The organism is Streptomyces sp. NPDC037389 (genome assembly GCF_040636475.1).
Lineage (GTDB): Bacteria > Actinomycetota > Actinomycetes > Streptomycetales > Streptomycetaceae > Streptomyces > Streptomyces hesseae.
On record NZ_JBEZUS010000002.1, the window covers coordinates 500441 to 518545 of the forward strand.

General features: G+C 70.1%; 13 protein-coding genes and 2 pseudogenes. 11 read left to right on the forward strand and 4 right to left on the reverse strand.

All coding sequences use genetic code 11. From position 1 onward, the window contains the following. Window position 1: 1 nt before the first annotated feature. Window positions 2–868, forward strand: coding sequence for a putative RNA methyltransferase (locus AB0E98_RS05840; RefSeq protein ID WP_361698979.1), 867 nt, complete (start codon window positions 2–4; stop codon window positions 866–868). Window positions 869–918: 50 nt separating this feature from the next. Here the strand turns inward: AB0E98_RS05840 and AB0E98_RS05845 are convergent, their stop codons facing one another. Both AB0E98_RS05845 and AB0E98_RS05850 read right to left on the reverse strand, forming a co-directional pair. Then, a complete protein-coding gene (locus AB0E98_RS05845) occupies window positions 919–1713 on the reverse strand; it encodes a polyphosphate polymerase domain-containing protein (protein WP_361698981.1) in 795 nt (264 codons plus the stop codon). Window positions 1714–1745: 32 nt separating this feature from the next. Further along, a complete protein-coding gene (locus AB0E98_RS05850; RefSeq protein ID WP_361698983.1) occupies window positions 1746–2393 on the reverse strand; it encodes a DUF4956 domain-containing protein in 648 nt (215 codons plus the stop codon). A gap of 238 nt (window positions 2394–2631) precedes the next feature. Here AB0E98_RS05850 and AB0E98_RS05855 point away from each other — a divergent pair, with 238 nt between their 5' ends. The 7 genes and pseudogenes from AB0E98_RS05855 to AB0E98_RS05885 form a co-directional block, all read left to right on the forward strand. Continuing rightward, window positions 2632–4230, forward strand: coding sequence for a TIGR02677 family protein (locus tag AB0E98_RS05855; protein WP_361698985.1), 1599 nt, complete (start codon window positions 2632–2634; stop codon window positions 4228–4230). After that, entirely contained in the window at window positions 4227–5462 is a 1236-nt protein-coding gene (locus AB0E98_RS05860) for a TIGR02678 family protein (RefSeq protein ID WP_361698987.1), read from the forward strand. Before AB0E98_RS05855 ends, AB0E98_RS05860 begins: the two co-directional genes overlap by 4 nt. Further along, the gene (locus tag AB0E98_RS05865) at window positions 5459–9544 is read left to right on the forward strand and encodes a TIGR02680 family protein (protein WP_361698989.1); all 4086 of its coding nucleotides are present in this window, start codon (window positions 5459–5461) and stop codon (window positions 9542–9544) included. The genes AB0E98_RS05860 and AB0E98_RS05865 overlap by 4 nt, the downstream gene beginning before the upstream one ends. Further along, window positions 9541–10800: a TIGR02679 family protein gene (locus tag AB0E98_RS05870; protein WP_361698991.1), complete on the forward strand. Its 1260-nt coding sequence runs from the start codon at window positions 9541–9543 to the stop codon at window positions 10798–10800. Before AB0E98_RS05865 ends, AB0E98_RS05870 begins: the two co-directional genes overlap by 4 nt. Window positions 10801–10873: 73 nt before the next feature. Beyond that, on the forward strand, window positions 10874–11305 hold the full coding sequence (locus AB0E98_RS05875; RefSeq protein ID WP_361698993.1) for a hypothetical protein: 432 nt from the start codon (window positions 10874–10876) through the stop codon (window positions 11303–11305). After that, the gene (locus AB0E98_RS05880; protein WP_361698994.1) at window positions 11302–15198 is read left to right on the forward strand and encodes an AAA domain-containing protein; all 3897 of its coding nucleotides are present in this window, start codon (window positions 11302–11304) and stop codon (window positions 15196–15198) included. The genes AB0E98_RS05875 and AB0E98_RS05880 overlap by 4 nt, the downstream gene beginning before the upstream one ends. Window positions 15199–15226: 28 nt before the next feature. After that, window positions 15227–15425: pseudogene (locus tag AB0E98_RS05885) on the forward strand (hypothetical protein); the annotation flags it as partial. A gap of 201 nt (window positions 15426–15626) precedes the next feature. On the opposite strand, the gene AB0E98_RS05890 reads toward AB0E98_RS05885, so the two are convergent. Further along, window positions 15627–15842 (reverse strand): DUF397 domain-containing protein, encoded by a 216-nt coding sequence (locus AB0E98_RS05890; RefSeq protein ID WP_361698996.1) that lies wholly within the window; start codon window positions 15840–15842, stop codon window positions 15627–15629. Continuing rightward, complete coding sequence (locus tag AB0E98_RS05895) at window positions 15839–16690, reverse strand: helix-turn-helix transcriptional regulator (protein WP_361698998.1); 852 nt, start codon at window positions 16688–16690, stop codon at window positions 15839–15841. Before AB0E98_RS05895 ends, AB0E98_RS05890 begins: the two co-directional genes overlap by 4 nt. 410 nt (window positions 16691–17100) lie before the next feature. Here AB0E98_RS05895 and AB0E98_RS05900 point away from each other — a divergent pair, with 410 nt between their 5' ends. The 3 genes and pseudogenes from AB0E98_RS05900 (at window position 17101) to AB0E98_RS05910 (ending at window position 18093) form a co-directional block, all read left to right on the forward strand. Beyond that, window positions 17101–17823, forward strand: a complete 723-nt coding sequence (locus AB0E98_RS05900; protein WP_361699000.1) for a hypothetical protein — start codon at window positions 17101–17103, stop codon at window positions 17821–17823. Beyond that, a pseudogene (locus AB0E98_RS05905) lies at window positions 17823–17888 on the forward strand (hypothetical protein); the annotation flags it as partial. The gene AB0E98_RS05900 and the pseudogene AB0E98_RS05905, both read left to right, overlap by 1 nt. Next, entirely contained in the window at window positions 17884–18093 is a 210-nt protein-coding gene (locus AB0E98_RS05910; protein ID WP_361699002.1) for a DUF6255 family natural product biosynthesis protein, read from the forward strand. The pseudogene AB0E98_RS05905 and the gene AB0E98_RS05910, both read left to right, overlap by 5 nt. Window positions 18094–18105 lie beyond the last annotated feature (12 nt).

Here is an 18105-nt window from a genome sequence, read left to right on the forward strand (position 1 = left end):
GATGTTGAACCATATTGTGCGGTACCTGCGCTGCCCCCACTGCACGGCTCCTCTGGCCGCGAAGGACCGCGCGCTGACCTGCTCGAACGGTCACTCCTTCGATGTGGCGAAGCAGGGCTATGTGAACCTGCTCCCGGGTGCTGTCAAGTACAGCGCCGACACCCGGGAGATGGTCGACGCCCGCGCGGAATTCCTGGGCGCCGGCCATTACGCCCCCATCGCCGACGCGCTGGTCGCCCTGGCACGTGACACGGCCGACTCGTCGGTCTCTCCGGTTTCTCCGGCCACGGGGTGCGTGCTCGACATCGGCGGCGGCACGGGCTACTACCAGTCCCATGTCATGGACGCCTTCCCCGAGGCCGAGGGGATCCTCCTCGACATCTCGAAGTTCGCCGCCCGCCGCGCCGCCAAGGCGCACGCACGCATCGGTGCCGTGGTGGCCGACGCCTGGCAGTCGCTGCCGCTGCTGGACGCCTCCGCCGCCCTCGTCGTCAACACCTTCGCCCCGCGCAACGGCCCGGAACTCCGCCGGGTCCTCCACCCGCAGGGCACCCTCCTGGTGGTCACCCCTCGCCCGGACCACCTCCAGGAGCTGATCGACGCCCTGGGTCTGATGCGCGTGGACGAGCGCAAGGAGCAACGCCTCTCCGACCAGCTCGCCCCGCACTTCTCGACCACGACCTCGCGCGCCCTGACCACGACCATGACGCTCGACCACCACGCCCTGGCCCAGTTGGTCGGCATGGGCCCCAACGCCTGGCACCGAGACGGCGAGACCTTGGCGACACGGATCGCGGCGCTGCCGGATCCGTACGAGGTCACGTTGTCGGTGACGCTGACGGCGTACCGGCCGCGACCGCTGACCTAAGAGGCCCCGTACAGCACCGACTCTCCTCACGGCTGACGTCACCCTCCACGTCATCCGGCCTCCCCAAACACCCGCCGGACCGCCCGCCGCCAGCGGTTCGCCGGGAGGAGGGCGGGACGAAGAGCCGCCAAGGCTCCGCAGTACTTGGTGAAGACGGCCGGGCGCACCCCATGGGCATGCAACAACCGGTCGACGTCACTAAGGTGGCCTGCCGACTTCGTCTCGACGAGTACGAGCGCGGCGTCGCCACGTACCGCCCGTCCCGTGCGCGGGTCGCCACAGACCAGACCCACGTCGCAGGTGACGCGTTCACCCTCGGCCACCAGGGTCGTGCGCAGATAGTCCGTGGTGATGGAAGGGCACAGGGCCATGGGCGCGTCGATGCCGTGGGCCCGCCGCAGGGTCTCGGCGAGATACGCGCGGCAGTGGGCGTCGAGCGGGGTGTCCCCGCCGGTCAGAGCGCGACGGCGCTTGACCGTGTCACCACGTCCTCCCTTGAGTTTGACCTCCAATTGCCGCTCCCCCGAGTCCTCGTACACCCGCTCACGGATCTTGAAACGGAACCGGCGACCCTGACGGTGGTCGTGGAAGGAGCGGAGTTCGGGGGTGTCGTAATAGACGGAGTGATAGCGGAAGGCCCGACGCCCACCGATGGCGAGCACCCGGAAGGGGCCACCCGGCCACCGGGAATCCGTCAGTCGGCCAGTCACGCTCAGGAAGACCGGCGCGGGGACGAGGTACTTGCGGTCGAAACGGGTCAGCAACTGGGCCCGTTCGTTCACTTCGGCCAGGGAGATGGGCGCGGCGGCCTCGGCGACCCGCGCGACGGCCCGTACAGCTGTCATGGGGACTGCCGCAGAGGCTGCCATGGCGGCGCTCACACCGGCTCACAGGCGGGTGCGACCCGGAGCCCGGTCAGGACCTCCGTGCCCAGGACCTCCTCGCCGCGGTACGCACCCTCGTCCGGGTCGGGCTCGCGGTACCGGACGTCGACGACCATCAGGTCGCGGACGTAGTCCACCTCCATGACGGTCCACCGCAGCGGCTCGCCCAGTCGCCCGGCGAGGTCGGCCCGGAGCGCGAGGGGGTCACGGTGCACCCGGTCGAGAGTGACGACGGCGCGGCGCGAACGGGCCAGAAGCCACTGACCGTCAGCGACCCAGAGCACGACCAACAGCACCGCGCTCAGCCCGGCCTTCACCGGCACCGTCACATCCGGCAGCCCACAGACGAGGCCGAGGACGAGCGTGGTGAAGTAGTACGCGACGTCCTCCTGTTGCACCGCGTCCGAGCGCAACCGCACGATCGACAACACCCCGAAGAGCCCGAACCCGAGCCCGGCCGCCCCTCTGCCGCCCACCGCCGCCAAGGCCGCGACGACGGTGAACAGTCCAGTGTTCAGGGCCAGGTAGGCCGGTACGAGGTCACGGCGACAGTGCCGCGGATAGTAGATCGCGAAAGCCAGCAGGCAGACAGCGGCGAGGTCCAGCACCAGGCCGGCGGCGATGTGCCGTAGAGCGTCCATGATTCGCTCCCTATCGGGTCGGAAGGAGCACAGACGATAGGACCACCCGAATCGAACATGCTTCCCCCTGTGGAGAAACATTCCTTCCGGAGAGGGCCGAAGTGAACAGTTACGGCGTGCAGTACGAGTCAACCCCGCCCGGAAAAGCACTGCCAGCGTCGCAAGTGTCACCTGTGATCTGTGAGATTCCCGGCATTGCACATCCACACCACGACTCATCGGACAGAATGACCGGGCGATGATCCCGACACCCAACCCCCCAGCCCCGACCGGATACGCTCCCTTCGCTCATCTCACCGCGCCCAACTCCGCCCTCTACCGCCGGACGATGAGGACGTTCCTGACCGCCAAGGAGCGCTTCGCGGTACACCTGCGCCCCGAGGACGTGCATGCCGCCCTACCCGCCGGCGAGCGTCCGGCCGAGCTCGACGCCGTGGTCAAGGCACTCGACAGCCTTGTCGAATGGGGAAATCTGCGCGCCGATCCCGATACGGCCCGCGTCACCGCTGTCGAGGACTTCTACCGCAAGCGGTTCGTCTACCAGCTCACCCAGGCGGGAGAGGCAGCGGAGGAGGCGCTTTCCGCCTACGACGAGGCGCTCGGCCGCCGGGGCGCGCTCCAGGCGGTCGCGCTGCACGACATCGTCACCCACCTGCGCGCTCTCCTTGTCCTGGGAGCCGAGAAAGAACCGGACCCGGCCAAGACCTATCTCGCACTCGACGCACTGACCAGCCGGTTCGCGGCCCTCGCCGAGAACGCCCGGGCTTTCATGGGCTCCCTGCAGCGCACCATCGACCTGCACGACGTCGAGGAGGAGGTCTTCCTCGCCTACAAGGACCGGCTCATCCAGTATCTGGAGCGGTTCATCCAGGACTTGATCACTCTTGGTGGGCGCATCGCCCAGCTGATCCTGGAACTGGAGGACGGCGACGAACTGGAGGACGGCGGCGTGATCGCACCGCTGCTCCGGACCGCCGCCGCTCGCGAGGCCGCCGACGCCTCTCCGGAGGACGCGGAACACGCCGAGCAGGAGGCGTACGCGCGGTGGACCGGACGCTGGGACGGGCTCGCCGCCTGGTTCATCAGCAGGAACGGACGCGAATCGCAGGCGCGGCTGCTGCGCGGCCGGGCTCTCGGGGCGATTCCCCAGCTCCTGGCGGTCGTACGGTCACTGAATGAGCGCAGGGCAGGTCGCTCCGACCGTTCCGCCGACTTCCGTACGCTCGCCCGCTGGTTCGCCGAGGCACCCGACGACGACGCCCGGCACCGCCTGTGGCGCACCGCTTTCGGGCTCTACCCCGCCCGTCATCTCACCGTCGACGCCGACACCCTCGCCACCCGCACGGCCCGGCCCGTGCCTGCCGCCACCCCGTGGGCCGAGGCCGAACCGCTGCGCATCAGCCCGCAGTTGCGGCGCACGGGCAGTTACGAACGGCGCGGCAAGCCCCGCAAGATCGAGGACCGCTCCGAGGCGCGCCGTCACCTCGCCGAGATCGCCGCCAAGCAGGCCGCCGAGACCACCGCCGCGCGGGCGCGGCTCGCCACCGACGGCGCCACCCGGCTCTCCGCCCTCGGTGACCTCGACCCACTCGCGTTCGGCCTCTTCCTCCAGCTCCTCGGTGACGCCCTCGCCACCTGGCGACCCGGTATGACGCACACGTCCGCCACCAGCAACGACGGCTCCATGGAGATCCGTCTCACGGCGCTCGGCGACGGTACGACCGCCGAGATCATCACCCCCGGGGGTACGTTCCGGGGCCCCGACCACACCGTCGAGATCATCGACCTGACCACGGTCGAGATCACCGGCCTGACCACGAAGGACGACAGGCGATGAACACCCCGCTCGCCGAGGTCCTGGACGGGCAACACGCCGCCGAGCTGCGCAGGGCCGCACGCGCGCTGCTCAAGGAGCCGCTCCTGCTCGCTCGCGGACCGCGCTCGGACGACTTCCGGCTCGTCCGTCGCCATGCCTCGGAATTACGCGCGTGGTTCGACCGCAATACTGGCTGGTCCCTCCACGTGGACGCCGAAGCCGCCCGCCTGTGCAAGATCCCCGGCTTTCTCGCCGACCCGACGCACCCCGCTCGTGAGGCCAGCCGGGCGGGCGCCCCCTTCACCCGCCGACGCTACGTGCTGCTCTGTCTCGCCCTCGCCGCCCTGGAACGCGGCGAGGCCCAGGTAGCACTCGGCCGCCTCGCCGATCAAGTCGTCCTGGACGCGGCGGACCCGCACCTCACCGCCGCCGGCATTCACTTCACCCTGGACCGCCGCGACGAGCGCCTCGACCTTGCCGCTGTCGTCAGACTCCTGCTGGGACTCGGCGTTCTGCGACGGGTCGCCGGTGACGAGGAGGCGTACGTCAGCGGGGCGGGCGACGTTCTGTACGACGTCGAGCGCCGTGTACTGGCCGGTCTGCTCGCCACCCGCCGAGGCCCTTCCACCGTGCGTGCCGGCACTCTCGACGAGCGTCTGATCGAGCTGGTCTCCGAGACCGCCCTGGACAGCGATGATCTGCGATTCCGTGCGATGCGCCGCGCGCTGACCCGCCGGCTGCTCGACGATCCGGTGCTGTACTACGACGAGCTCACCGACGCGGAGCTCGCCTACCTCACCCGGCAACGCGGCTTCCTCACCGCCCGCATCACGGAACTGACGGGACTCGTCGCCGAGGTACGGGCCGAGGGCATCGCCATGGTCGACCCCGACGACGACCTCACCGATGTCCGCATGCCCGAACAGGGCACCCACGGCCATGTCACTCTGCTGCTCACCGAGCATCTGGCGGCAGCGGACGGACCTGTCACCATCGGCGACCTCCAACGAAAGGTCCGCGAACTCGCCTCCACGTACGGCGGTTTCTGGGCCAAGTCGGCCAAGGAGCCGGGCGCGGAAGGCGAACTGGTCGAGCAGGCGCTCGCCAAGCTCACCGCGCTGCGACTGATCACCCGGCGGGGCGATGAGATCGCGCCACGCCCGGCCCTCGCCCGGTACGCCGTCGGCGAGGCCGTCGTTCTCGAACCCCGCACCCCACGCATGCCCCAGCAGCGAAAGGCGAGCCGGCAGTGACCGCCCTCCCCGTCCCCACACGCTCCCGCTGGCAACCGATGCGCATCGGGCTCGTCGACCTCTTCCACTACGACGAGGAGGAGTTCCATTTCCACGACGGGCGACTGCTGCTGCGCGGCAACAACGGCACCGGAAAGTCCAAGGTCCTCGCCCTGACCCTGCCCTTTCTCCTGGACGGGGACCTCACCCCCCGCCGCGTCGAGCCCGACGGCGACCCGGGCAAGCGCATGGAGTGGAACCTGCTCCTCGGAGGCGAACACCCTCATCCCGAACGGCTCGGTTACACCTGGATCGAGTTCGGCCGACGGGACGATGCGACCGGCGAGGCCCACTTCCGTACGCTCGCCTGCGGGCTCAAGGCTGTTACCGGGCGTGGCATCGCCCGCCACTGGTACGCGGTCACCGATCAGCGGATCGGCCAGGACCTCAGCCTGCTCGACGCCACCCGCACCGCCCTGTCCCGTGACCGGCTCGCCGAGGCGATCACCGGGCACGGGATGGTGTACGACCAGGCCAAGGCGTACCGAAGGGCCGTCGACGAGGCGTTGTTCGGGCTCGGCGAGCAGCGGTACGCCGCCCTGGTGGACCTGCTCATCCAGTTGCGCCAGCCCCAGCTGTCGAAGCGGCCCAATGAGGTCGCCCTCTCCCGGGCGCTGACCGAAGCGCTGCCGCCCATGGACCAGGCGGTCGTCGCCGACGCGGCCGAGGCCTTCCGCTCCCTGGACGAGGAGAAGGAGGAGCTGCGGGCCGCCGCCGAGGCCGAGCACGCCGCCTCGGCGTTCCTGGATCACTACCGGCGCTACGCCCGCGTCGCCTCCCGTCGGCGGGCCCGCCTCCCGCGCAGCGAGCACTCCCGGTACGAGCACCTCCAGCGGGATCTCGCGGAAGCACAGGCGCACAAGGCCCGCGCGGAGGGGGACCGGGCAGCCGCCGAGGAACGCATCGCCGTTCTGGAGGAGACCGGGACACGACTGCGGGCCCAGGAATCCGCCCTGCGCGCGGGACCCGAGATGCGCAGCGCCCGTGAGCTGGAGCAGGCGGCCACGGAGGCGGCCCGCACGGCGCGGGAACAAGAACGCGCGGAAGCCGACCATGGGCAGACCACGCGCCTCCGCCAGCGGGCACTGGAGCGGCTCGGTGCGGCCGAGAACCGGCTCGATTCGGCTCGGCGCCAGGCTGGCACCGTCCTCACCCGGGCCCGGGAAGAGGCCGGCAACGCCCTGGTCGCCCTGCCGGACGAACCGACCCGGGAGAAAGCCGAGGAGGCGACGGACCGCACGCGGCGCGCCCTCACTCACGTGGAACGCCTCGCCGACCAGGCCGACCGGACCGCGAGCGAGCGGCGAGCGGCCTCCCGACGGCTCGACGAGACGGAGTCCGACCTCGCGCTCGCGACCGAGGCACAGCAGCAGACGGAGGGGGCCGCGGCGGCAGCCGGCCGGGCGCTGCTGGATGCCGTGCGCCGGTACGCCGAGGAGTGTCACGAGTTGGCGTACCCGGATCCGGTCGGCCTCCTCGACGAGCTCCAGGAGTGGACACGGCACCTCGACGGGCCATGCCCGGCCCATACCCACGCCTCACGTGCCCACCGGGCCACGTCGGCGCGACTCGCCGATCAGGCGGCCGGCCTGACGCACCGCAAGGCCGGACTCCAGTCGCGGGTGCGGGACATGGAGCAGGAACTGGCCGCGCTCGAAGCCGGAGGCCAGCGCGGGCCGAAGGCCCCGTACACCCGCACCCCGGGGCTGCGCGAGCGGGCGGCCGGCTCCCCCCTGTGGCGGCTCGTCGACTTCCGGGACGGGCTCGGAGACACCGGACGCGCCGGCCTGGAAGCGGCCCTGGAGGCATCCGGCCTGCTGGACGCCTGGGTTCTCCCGGACGGCACGGCTCTCGACGCCGACGGGCACGATGTGCTGCTCGCGCCACGGACCGGGCCCGTGACCGGGCCGTCCCTGGCCGATGTGCTGCGCCCGGCCGTGGACCACGGTGACACGCGAGCCGCGGCGGTCGGCGAGGAGACGGTGACGCGGCTGCTCATGGCGATCGGGCTGGGTGAGGAAGGCGGCGCGGAGAGCTGGGCGGCGACTGACGGACGTTTCCGCGTCGGTGCGCTCACCGGCCGGTGGGCCAAGACCGCCGAGGAATACATCGGTGAGGGCGCCCGTGAGGAAGCGCGCCGGTCCCGCATGGTCGCCCTGCACGCGCAGCTCTCCTCGCTTCAAGACGATCTGGCCGCCACAGAGGCCGAGACCGAGACCGTCGTGGCGCGCCGCCACCAGCTCGACGCCGAGTTGGCCGCCGTACCCGGCGACGCGCCGCTCAGGCAGGCGTACGCCCGTGTGGCCGCGGCCGCCGGCGTCGTGCGCCGGGACCGTGCCCGGCGCGACGAAAGGGCCGCCGATCTCACCGAGGCGGCCCAGGAGGCCGAGCAGGCCGCGGCGGAACTCGGCACGACCGCCACCGACCTGGGCCTGCCCTCCGACCGGGCCGGGCTCGCCGCCGTACGCCAGGCCCTTACCGGCCTCACCCTCGTCCTCGCCGACCTGTGGCCCGCCCTGCGCGAGCGCGCCGAAGCCGCCCGCCAGGCGGACGAGGAACGCGACGAGGCCGAGCAAGCGGGGCAGCGGGCCGAAGAGCACGTACTGCGGGTCGCGGACGCGGCCCGCGAGACCACCGCCGCCGCCGAGCACCACAACACCCTGCGCTCCACGGTCGGCGCGGCCGTCGCCGAACTCCAGCGCCGCCTGGCCGAGACCACCGACTCCCTGCGCGAGTGCGGAGCCGAGCAGCGCCGCACCCGTGAGCGGCACACCGAGGCGGACCGGCGGGCCAGCAAGGCCGAAGGCCGCATCGAGCAGCTCGAACAGGGGATCGTCGAGGCGGCCTCCGCCCGTGCCGAGGCGATCACGGGTCTCCAGAGGTTCGCCGACACCGGCCTGATCGCTGTGGCCCTGCCCGGTCTAGCCGTACCGCCCGCCGGTGAAGGTCCTTGGGCGGCCACCCCCGCCATCGCGCTGGCCCGTTCCATCGAGACCGAACTGTCCGGGACGGATGACTCCGAGGGGGCCTGGGAGCGGGTGCAGAGGCGGCTCAGCGAAGAGTTCAAGACCCTGCAGGACGCCCTGTCCCGGCATGGACACACCGCGTCCGCCCGCATGATCGAGGACGGAATGGTCGTCGACATCGTCTACCAGGGCCGCGAACGGGCCGTACCCGAACTCGCCGAGGCGCTGGCCACCGAGGTCGGTGAACTCACCCGCATACTGTCCGCCCATGAGCGGGAGGTCCTGGAAACCCACCTCATCACCGAGGTGGCGGGCACCTTGCAAGAACTGATCGGCGCGGCGGAACGGCACGTACGGGCCATGAACGCCGAGCTGGAGGAACGCCCGACCTCGACCGGCATGAAGCTGCGCCTGGTGTGGCGGGCCTCTCGCAAGGCTCCGGCGGGGCTCGACCGGGCGCGGGAACGCCTGCGCCAGTCCGCCGATGCCTGGAGCACCGAGGACCGGGCGGCGGTCGGCGAGTTCCTTCAGGCGCAGATCGCCCAGCAGCAGTCCGGCGACGCCGCCGGCAGCTGGCTCGAACATCTCACCACCGCCCTCGACTACCGCACGTGGCACGAATTCGGTATCGAACGCCACCAGCAGGGCCGCTGGGTCCCGGCCACCGGACCGGCCTCGGGGGGCGAACGCGTCCTCACCGTGTCGGTGCCCCTGTTCGCCGCCGCGTCCTCGCACTACGCGAGCGCGGGCAACCCGCACGCACCACGTCTGGTCACCCTGGACGAGGCGTTCGCGGGAGTCGACGACGACTCGCGGGCCAAGTGCCTGGGCCTGCTCCACGCCTTCGACCTGGATGTGGTGATGACCAGCGAACGGGAGTGGGCCTGCTACCCGCAGGTGCCCGGCATCGCCATCGCGCAGCTCTCACGGACCGACGACGTCGGGGCGGTCCTGGTCACCCGCTGGGAGTGGGACGGCTCCGCGCGCCTGCGCCGCGACGATCCGCCACGCGAGCGGGACCGGTTCACCACGAAGGCGGGGGCGGGAACGGACAGCCAGGACGTGCTGTGGTCATGAGCGCCCCGCCGCAGGGGCAGGTGCCCGGGCCTGACGGCGGGATCGACCTCGACCGCCTCCGCCGGCTGCTCGGCGCCCCCGACCTCGCATGGCTGGTCGAGCGCGCGCGACGGCGTCTCGAACGCGAGCAGCCACTCACCGGGGCCGTCTCGCTGACTGCCCCCACTGAAGCACAGAGGGTGGCGGTCGAACGCCTGCTGGGCCGCGCGCCGCGCCCCGGCCGGTCGCTGATCCTCCGGCTCGACGCCGTGGACGACGTCCTGCGCCGCTCCGGTATCAGCCCCGACGGTCTCGCCGCGGCTGTCGAAGCCCTGACCGGTCCCGTCGTCCCCCTCCGCAGGGCACGCCAGAACGAGTCCCAAGCATGGCAGGAGGCCTACAGGCCGCTCCAGACGCTGGCCCGAGACCGGCCCCGCCTCGCCGACTGGACCACCGGGCCACGCACCGAGGGCCTTGTACGGCGCCTTGCCCGTACCCCGGAAGCCGCCGGCCGGCTGTCCGCCGAGACAGCGAAAGTGCTCGCGGAGCTCCCCGCCGAACCCGCCGTATCCCTACCAGCCTTCGCCGCCCGCGTACTCGGCAGCGCGCATGCCCTGGACGACGGAACACCCCTGGCCACACTCACTCTCTCCGGCATCCGTGCTCTCACCGGCTTCCCCGACGGCAACGGCGCCGCGTGGCGACGCGACGCGTGGGCGTCGGCGGGACTGCTGCGCGACGAGCTGTCCTCGACCGTCCTCACCCTCAACCTTCGCGGCACCCCGGCCCTGGACTGGATGGCCGAAACCGGCGAGCCATGTGTCCTGACCCTCCGGCAACTCACTCATCAACGCCCCCGGGCAACATCTCCGGTGGTACGGATCTGCGAGAACCCGGCGATCCTGGCGGCCGCGGCCGACACCCACGGCGCCGGCTGCCCACCCCTCGTCTGTCTCCAGGGCCAGCCATCCGCAGCCGCCCTCGCCCTCCTGCGCCACCTGCACGGCGATGGGACATCGCTCCTCTACCACGGTGACTTCGACTGGGGCGGATTACGGATCGCGAACGTGCTGATGAGCCATGTGCCCTGGCGCCCTTGGCGATTCACAGCGACTGATTACCGCGCTCTGGCCGCCGGCGCCGCGCAGCTGCCACCTCTGACGGGCACACCGGCCGCATCCCCTTGGGACCCTGCGCTGGCACAGGCGTTGAGCGAGCTCGGGGTACGGGTCGAGGAAGAAGTGGCCTTGGCGGACCTTCTCGCGGATCTCGCCTGAGCGCACACGCCGACCCCATTAGGCTTACCGGTCCGTGTATCCACCACACGGAGTGATCAAGGGGGCAGTAAACGTGAGCACCATCCCTGCGGGCGAGCCCGACTACCGCATCTCCATCGTCGACGACGACCCGTTGCGCGCACGGCGCGAGGCACGCGAGCTGCTGGCCGAGATCGCCGACGTCGACCCGCACGCGAGGCTCGTCGTCCCCGAACAGCGGGCCACCGGTGACACCGACAAGGGCGGTACGGTCACCGAACTGGTCGGGCTCGCGTTCGGCGGGGGATCCTTCGTCGTCGCCGTTGTGCAGACCTGGCTGTCCCGCGTGGCGCAGCGGACGGTCGTCGCCACCCGTCCCGACGGGACGTCCCTGCGCATCACCGGCAGGGAGGCGCGTGCGGACGACGAACTGATCGAGCGCTTCCTCAATGACCGCACGGGGAACGGGGAAGGTGACGAAGCCGGTCCCTCCGCGAACGGCGAGGACGGACCGCACGCGGAATGAGCGACAACGACCGGTACGCCATGCTCATCGGCGTATCCACGTACGACAGCGACCACTACCACGACCTGCCGCCTGTGCGCGCCGATCTGCACTACATGCAGGCGGTACTGGAAAGCACCGAGATAGGCATGTACAACGACTGCGCGGTGGTCGCCGAGCCGACCCGTGCGGAAATGCTGCACGCCATCGAGGAGTTCCTGGAGGAGCGGCAGGCCAGCGAGACGGCGCTGCTGTACTTCAGTGGGCACGGCGAGTTCTGCGAGACGGACAACCAGCTGTACTTCCTCACCCGGGATACCGACCCGGACGACCTGCCCGGCACCGCTGTCCCCGCGGAGTTCCTGGAGCGGATGCTGCAGTCCTGCCGCGCCTCCTCCAAGCTCGTGTTGCTGGACTGCTGCTCCAGCGGCTCCGTCGTACAAGGGTGGACGGCGAAGGGCGCGGCGGGCCCGAGTGACGGCCCGCCATCGCCCAGCACACTGCTCCGGCCGACCGGCGTGTACTTCATCACCGCCTCCGACGCCCTTCAGGCCGCCTCGGCGATGGCTCCGGCCGAGTCTTCCCTCGGCACCTCCCGGTTCACCGGCGAGATCGTGGAGGGCCTGCGTACCGGGCGGATCAAGGACAGCGGCTGGATCACGCCGGACGACCTGTTCGAGTACTTGACCGCGCAGATGGTGCGCAACGGCGTCCCCGAGGAACAACGGCCGACCAAGTCCACCATCCGGGCGACGCACTCCTTGCCCTTCGCCCGCTCCGTGGCGCGGTCCGTGAACCTTCCCGTGCTCCCCCGCGACGCCGCTGCGGCCTCCGAAGCCGTCCAGCTCTCCCCCGCCCTGCTCAAGGCGCGAGACCTGGTCGAGCAGGACGCGCAGGACGGCGTCGACCCGCAGCGGCTGCTGCGCTACTACGCGCACTGCCTCCGCTCGCAGGCCGCATCGGAAACGCTGCCCGACCGGGACAGCGGGCGTGACTCCGCGTACTTCCTGCTGGGCCGGGGCCCGGAGACGATCCAGTCCGGCCTGGGCTCTGGCCTTCCCGCTCCCGCACAGCTGCCGAAGCCGAAGAGCGGCGGGAGCCGGGCGGATGGCGTCGACACGCAGGAGTACTGGTACGGGTACCCGGCGGTCACTCTCCCCGAACGCGGCGGAGACGGCCGGCGTCGCTCCGCGGTGCGGATCGCGCCCCTGCTGATCCAGCCGATGGAACTGGCCCCTGACGAGGACGGTCGCGACACGCTCCGCCCGAGCGGAGTGCCCTCCTTGCACGCGGGTGTCGTCGCGGAACTCCTCAAGGACGACGAGGCCGCCGAATTGCTCGCCCGCTGGCAGCCGACCTGGCAGGAGGGCAACGGCACCCAGATGGTGCGTGCCGTGCGCGAGCTGCTCACGGAGCTGGGACTCCCGGAGCTGGAGCCCCTCGATCTGTCGTCGCTCAGCGAGCAGTCCGCGATGCAATCGTTGCGGCCCGGCGCCCACAACACAGCCGTCCTGCTGACGCCCAAGGGCGTGGAACGGAACGCGTCCGAAGCCCTCGTGGACAACCTGCTGCAGATGTCCGCACGTACCGGGCAGATCCCCGGCACGGCACTCGACGCGCTCCTGACGGGAGGAGATGACGGGGACACGAGCCGTGACGCACCGGTCGTCGTCGCCCCAGGGCCCTGCAACGAGAGCCAGGAGCTGGTGATCTCATCGGCCATGACCCGTCGGCTCACCGTCGCCACCGGGCCGCCCGGCACCGGGAAGAGCGAAGTCGTGACCGCTGTGGTGACGACCGCCGTCGCCGCCGGCCAGTCCGTTCTCGTCGCGTCCACGAACAACGAGGCCGTGGACGTCGTCGCCGAGCGTTGTGACGCGATCTCGCCGGGGCTGCTCATGCGGACGGGCAACTCCGCGGCACGGGAGCGCGAGGCTGCGAAACTGGAACAGCTGCTCGCCGGGACCACCGAGGCCCCGCGACGCGGTTCGGCAACCGTCGCCGGTGAACTGCGCAACCGGCGTACGCGGTCCGCCGCACTCCGGGCAGAAGCCGCTGAGCTGATCGCTGAAGAGGCCCACTTGCTGGGCCTGCTCCGGGAACGGGAGGAGCGGACGGACGAGCTCGGGCTGCCACCAGCGCTGCTGGAAGCCGTATGGGCGGGAGACGGGACGACCGCCCTCGCGCGCTGGGAGGATCGGGCCCGGAAAGCGGCCGGCGCCGGAAGGCTTGCCCTCGGCGGGTGGCGCAGGGGGCGGGCGCTCTCCGCGCTCGTCGCCTCGCTGGGCGCCGACTCTGCTGACTCGGCCGACTCGTGGCCCGCATGGGCCTCGGAACGGCCCGTGCCGGCCGAACTGCTCGTCGCGCTCGCAGAGGCCGTGGCCGTGGAACGTGGTGTGCGGGAACTCGCGCCGCGGCATCTTGACCGTGACGAGGAAGGATTGAAGCGGGCGCGGCTGGAGAGTGCCGCCGACGTTTCGGAGCTGTCGGGAGAGTTGTCCCAGGCCTTGGCCACCGAGGCCATGATGCGCGGGCGATCGCTCATGGGCCAGCGTCTTCAGGCCTTGCGCCAGCGTTCGGGATTCCAGAAGAGCCAGCGCAATCTGATGGCGCACATCAAGGGGTGGGCGATCAGCACTCACTCGGTACGCCAGCTCGAACTGGCGCCGAAGCTCTTCGACCTCGTCGTGATCGACGAAGCGAGCCAGTGCTCGATCCCGTCGGTGCTGCCTCTGCTGTTCCGCGCGAAGCGTGCGCTGATCATCGGGGATCCCATGCAGCTCGGACACATTCCGGGCATCAGCGCCGAGCAGGAGCGACAGGCACGGGTACGGGCGGGGCTGACGGCCGCGCAGCTGGAGGACCACCGGCTCACCTATCACGTGTACTCCTCGTACCACGCGGCCGCGCAACACGGTGAGGACGCGTTGCTGCTCGATGAGCACTACCGCTGCCATCCGGCCATCGCCGATGTGGTCAACGGTTACTGCTATGCAGGTCAGTTGCAGGTCCTGACCGATGTCCGCAAGCAGATTCCGGCGCTCGATCCGGTCGGAGCGGCCGTTCCGGCACCGGTCCTGGGCTGGGTGGACGTGCCACACAGCGAATCAGCCCGGGGCAGCGGTGGGCAGTCCTGGCGCAACGGAGCCGAAGCCGAGGCCGTCCGGGAAACAGTGGACGGGCTCCTCGCAGGGCTGCCCGAACACGCCACGGTCGGAGTGGTCACTCCGTTCAAGGCTCAAAAGGACGCGTTGGCACGCGTCTGGGCGGACGACGAGCGAGTACGCGTCGGTACCGTGCACTCCTTCCAGGGCGGGCAGCGCGACGTCATGGTCCTGAGCCCGGTGGCCACCGCCAACACCCCACCACGTACGACACACTGGGTGGCGAGCCAGGTCAACCTGTGGAACGTCGCGATCACCCGGGCGAAGTCCCAGCTGATCACGGTGGGCAGCCACGCCTTCTGGCAGGGGCAGGCCGGGCTTCCGGCGTTGCTGGCCCAACGGTCGGCCGTGCTCAGCAACAGGCCCGACGTCACCCAGGGCGCCGGACACACGGCCCCAGCCGGAACGCCGGCGTCCGGCTTCCGCAACGAACTCGCGGACCGGCTCCAGGACCACCTCGGCACACACGGCATCACCGACCTGGAACGGGCGACGGTGATCGGCGGGCACACCGTGGATCTGCTGTTCACGATGAACGGACAGAACACCGCGGTGCTCATCGACCCCGGAACCCCGCACGCCCAGGACCCGGCCCGGCACCTGCGGCTGACGCACGCGCGCGGCGACCTGCTGACAGGCCTGCCGTCCGGCGGTTCCGGCGCGAAGGCCGGCCCGGTGGAACGGACTGTCCGGGTACCGGCTTGGCGAATCCTGGCCGGGGGTGGGGCGCTGGAGGGGATGTTCGACTGAGCACCGGGGGAGAGCCGGTCCAACTGGCACCCCCGTTGCTGTCCCGGATCTGGCCGATCGCGTCCGGCAAGAGCGGCGCCGTGACTTCGAGAGCCGGGACGGCAAGCTGATGACGTTGTTCCGTGTGCTCGAAGATCCTGGAGCCGGAAGTGCACCCTGATGACCCTCGGCTGAAGCCCGCACGCCGCATGGCGGAGCAGATCGTCACGGAGCTTCAGACAGGCTGACCGCGCGACCGCTCTCGGAGAAGGCTCCGGTACTGGTGGATCGCCTGCTCGTTGAGCCCGTCGGCCAGATCGCCGATCAGGGCGCCCAAGTGGGCGGGGCCGTCGGTACCTACGGCAACAGTGTCGACCTGGGGAGGTGGTAGGCGGCCCGGAAGGCCGCCTGCACGCGGGAGAGCCCGGCACTGCCCGAGCTGTACAAGGTCACCCTGTCGGTGATGCCAGCGGGGTAGCGGGGCTCTTCTGGCCTTCTAGGAAAGCCTGCCACGCCGTGGCGCTGAAATGGATGGTTATTCGGCGCCGGGGATCTTTGGAGTCGCGGATGGCGTGGTTGCCATCAGGGAGGACAGCATGCTCCAGACAGTTGTTGTTGGTGCCGCTGTAGCTGCTCCTGTGCCATTCGGGCACTGCCCCAGTCATAATGCGTGTTCCTCGATGAGTGCGCGAATCAGCTGCCGGGAGTCGGAAGGGGACAGTGCAGCAGCTGTCAGCTCTTCCCACGCACGCGCGTACGCTTGTACGTCGCCCTCCTGTTCAAGCAACGTACCACCAGTCAGGTACTCCAGCCATGCAACATCGATTGACGACTGACCTCGGAACGTGAAGAGGCTGAAGGGGCCGAACTGGTCGACCGGGAACCGCGCTTTGACTGGGAGGACTTGAACGGTGACGTTCGGACGGCGCCCGACACGCTCCAGGTACGCAAGCTGCTCGGTGGCCATGGCGCCGGAACCCGGGATGCGGTGCAGGGCAGTCTCGTCCACCACGGTGCGCAGCCTGAAACCCAAGTGGTCGTCGAGAAGTTCCTTGCGCTTGAGACGCGTTTCAACGAGCGTGTCCACTTGCTCTACGGAAAGCCGAGAAGCAAACAACTGCCGCATGTACGCCTCGGTCTGCAACATTCCCGGCACCAGAGTCGGCTCGTACACCCGAACAAGCCCGGAGTCAGCTTCCAGCATCAGGTAGTCACGAAGCGCGTCGACCAAGGGCCCTTGCAACGTCCACCAGTCAACCTTGCGCACATCGACAGCGAGCTTGCGCAAGCGTTGACGGTACTTCTCGTCGGCCACCTCGTACAGATCGAGGAGCGCCGACAGGTCTCCGGGCCTGATGCCCCGGTTGCCGTTTTCAATCTGCGAGACCTTGGGCTGACCGCACCCCAGGCGCTTCGCCACCTCGGAGACAGTGAGGTCCTTGTCCGCCCGAAGGCGCCGCAGCTCACTACCCAGCCGCTTGCTGCGCATGGTCGGCAGGCTTCGTTGATCCATGCGTGCATGATGGCCCACTCCCCCGCGCCTCAGCACTGTCATATGCCAATCCATCTGGGAATACATCACCTTCGTGGAAATAGTTGCCCAGCACTTCCCCTCTGGTCCACCATCGGCTGTGTCACGCATCGCATCCGATGCGTGACCGCAGGTCGATCAACCCTGCCCAGGCTTCTGCCTGCCCGGACATGGAGGGGACATGGCGATCCACACACGGCACTCCGACCGGCAGCTCGCGATGGAGCTCGTACTGAGACCGGCGGAACTGGCCATAGTGCGCCGGATCGCACGCACCCAACTCCAAGACTGGGGCTTGACGGCACACGCGGACGACGTGGTAACCGTGGTCAACGAGCTGCTGGCCAACGTCCTGGATCACGTCCAGGACGCCCGCCCGCTGCGCCCTGACCATGGAACGCAAGGCGTACCTCCTGCACGTACGCGTGAGCGACAACTGCCGCGCCAAACCGGTCAGGCGAAATGCACGAGCGGGCCGTACAACCGGACGTGGCCTGACCCTGGTTGACACACTCACCCACGGGTGCTGGAAAGTGGTGGCACCACCGCCCGACCAAAGTGGGTTCAAGGGCAAAGAGATCCACTGCCTGTTCGACGTCTCACAGGCGGCACCGCCGGCATCCACGGTCGGAGGAGCGGACATCGTTCGCGAGATCTTCCGCTACGGACTCGCTCGCCCCGAAAGACTGGCAGGCGTCATCCGCTACACCCATGCCACGTGCGACCACCTGGCGACCGGCGAACCCTGCACCCGTCGCTGCCTCGCGGTCACCATCGGCTCGGTCATCCACTCCAGCGGCCTGGTGCGCCTCCTCAGCGGGCCGCTGACACATCAGGACGGCTCACCGGCAGCAGCGGCCCACAGAATCACCACCGAGCGGACCGGACTGCAGCTCGCCCTTGAAAAGCCACCCCCACCGTTGTGGATCGAACAACGCCGATCCGGCCCCCAGGACGGATTGCACAGGGACCGGATGCGCTTCTGGTACTTCTTCGAGGCCCCGCCAGGCTCTCCCGAGCTGTCACCGGACCGAACCGCGTGGATGCCCATCGCCGACATCCTGCCCGCTCCCCTGCGGGACCTCATCCCCACGGCTTCGCCGAGGAGGCATTGATGCACGGAGTAGGTCACCTCGTCGACAACTGTCCCCACCTCTCCGGCTGGGACACAACCGATGGCGAAGAACGCTGCCACTCCTGCGGAACACGCCGCTTCACCCAACTACGGCGCCCTGCGCCCGCCAGGGCTACCGGTGGCCCTGACGCCACGCCCCCGCAACAGGGCCCGGGCGGACCACTCCGCCGCCATCGCGATCTCGCGCGTGGTGTACCGCCGCCTCGGCCGCTGGGCGTTCGGCGGCGCGGCGCTCCACCCGGCCGCCTGACCGACGGCTCCG

What these genes read in the sequence shown, in the direction of transcription:
- AB0E98_RS05840 (WP_361698979.1), top strand. Translation starts at nt 2, where the DNA reads ATGTTGAACCATATTGTGCGGTACCTGCGCTGCCCCCACTGCACGGCT.
- AB0E98_RS05845 (WP_361698981.1), bottom strand. Translation starts at nt 1,713, where the DNA reads ATGACAGCTGTACGGGCCGTCGCGCGGGTCGCCGAGGCCGCCGCGCCC.
- AB0E98_RS05850 (WP_361698983.1), bottom strand. Translation starts at nt 2,393, where the DNA reads ATGGACGCTCTACGGCACATCGCCGCCGGCCTGGTGCTGGACCTCGCC.
- AB0E98_RS05855 (WP_361698985.1), top strand. Translation starts at nt 2,632, where the DNA reads ATGATCCCGACACCCAACCCCCCAGCCCCGACCGGATACGCTCCCTTC.
- AB0E98_RS05860 (WP_361698987.1), top strand. Translation starts at nt 4,227, where the DNA reads ATGAACACCCCGCTCGCCGAGGTCCTGGACGGGCAACACGCCGCCGAG.
- AB0E98_RS05870 (WP_361698991.1), top strand. Translation starts at nt 9,541, where the DNA reads ATGAGCGCCCCGCCGCAGGGGCAGGTGCCCGGGCCTGACGGCGGGATC.
- AB0E98_RS05880 (WP_361698994.1), top strand. Translation starts at nt 11,302, where the DNA reads ATGAGCGACAACGACCGGTACGCCATGCTCATCGGCGTATCCACGTAC.
- AB0E98_RS05890 (WP_361698996.1), bottom strand. Translation starts at nt 15,842, where the DNA reads ATGACTGGGGCAGTGCCCGAATGGCACAGGAGCAGCTACAGCGGCACC.
- AB0E98_RS05895 (WP_361698998.1), bottom strand. Translation starts at nt 16,690, where the DNA reads ATGGATCAACGAAGCCTGCCGACCATGCGCAGCAAGCGGCTGGGTAGT.
- AB0E98_RS05900 (WP_361699000.1), top strand. Translation starts at nt 17,101, where the DNA reads ATGGAACGCAAGGCGTACCTCCTGCACGTACGCGTGAGCGACAACTGC.
- AB0E98_RS05910 (WP_361699002.1), top strand. Translation starts at nt 17,884, where the DNA reads ATGGCGAAGAACGCTGCCACTCCTGCGGAACACGCCGCTTCACCCAAC.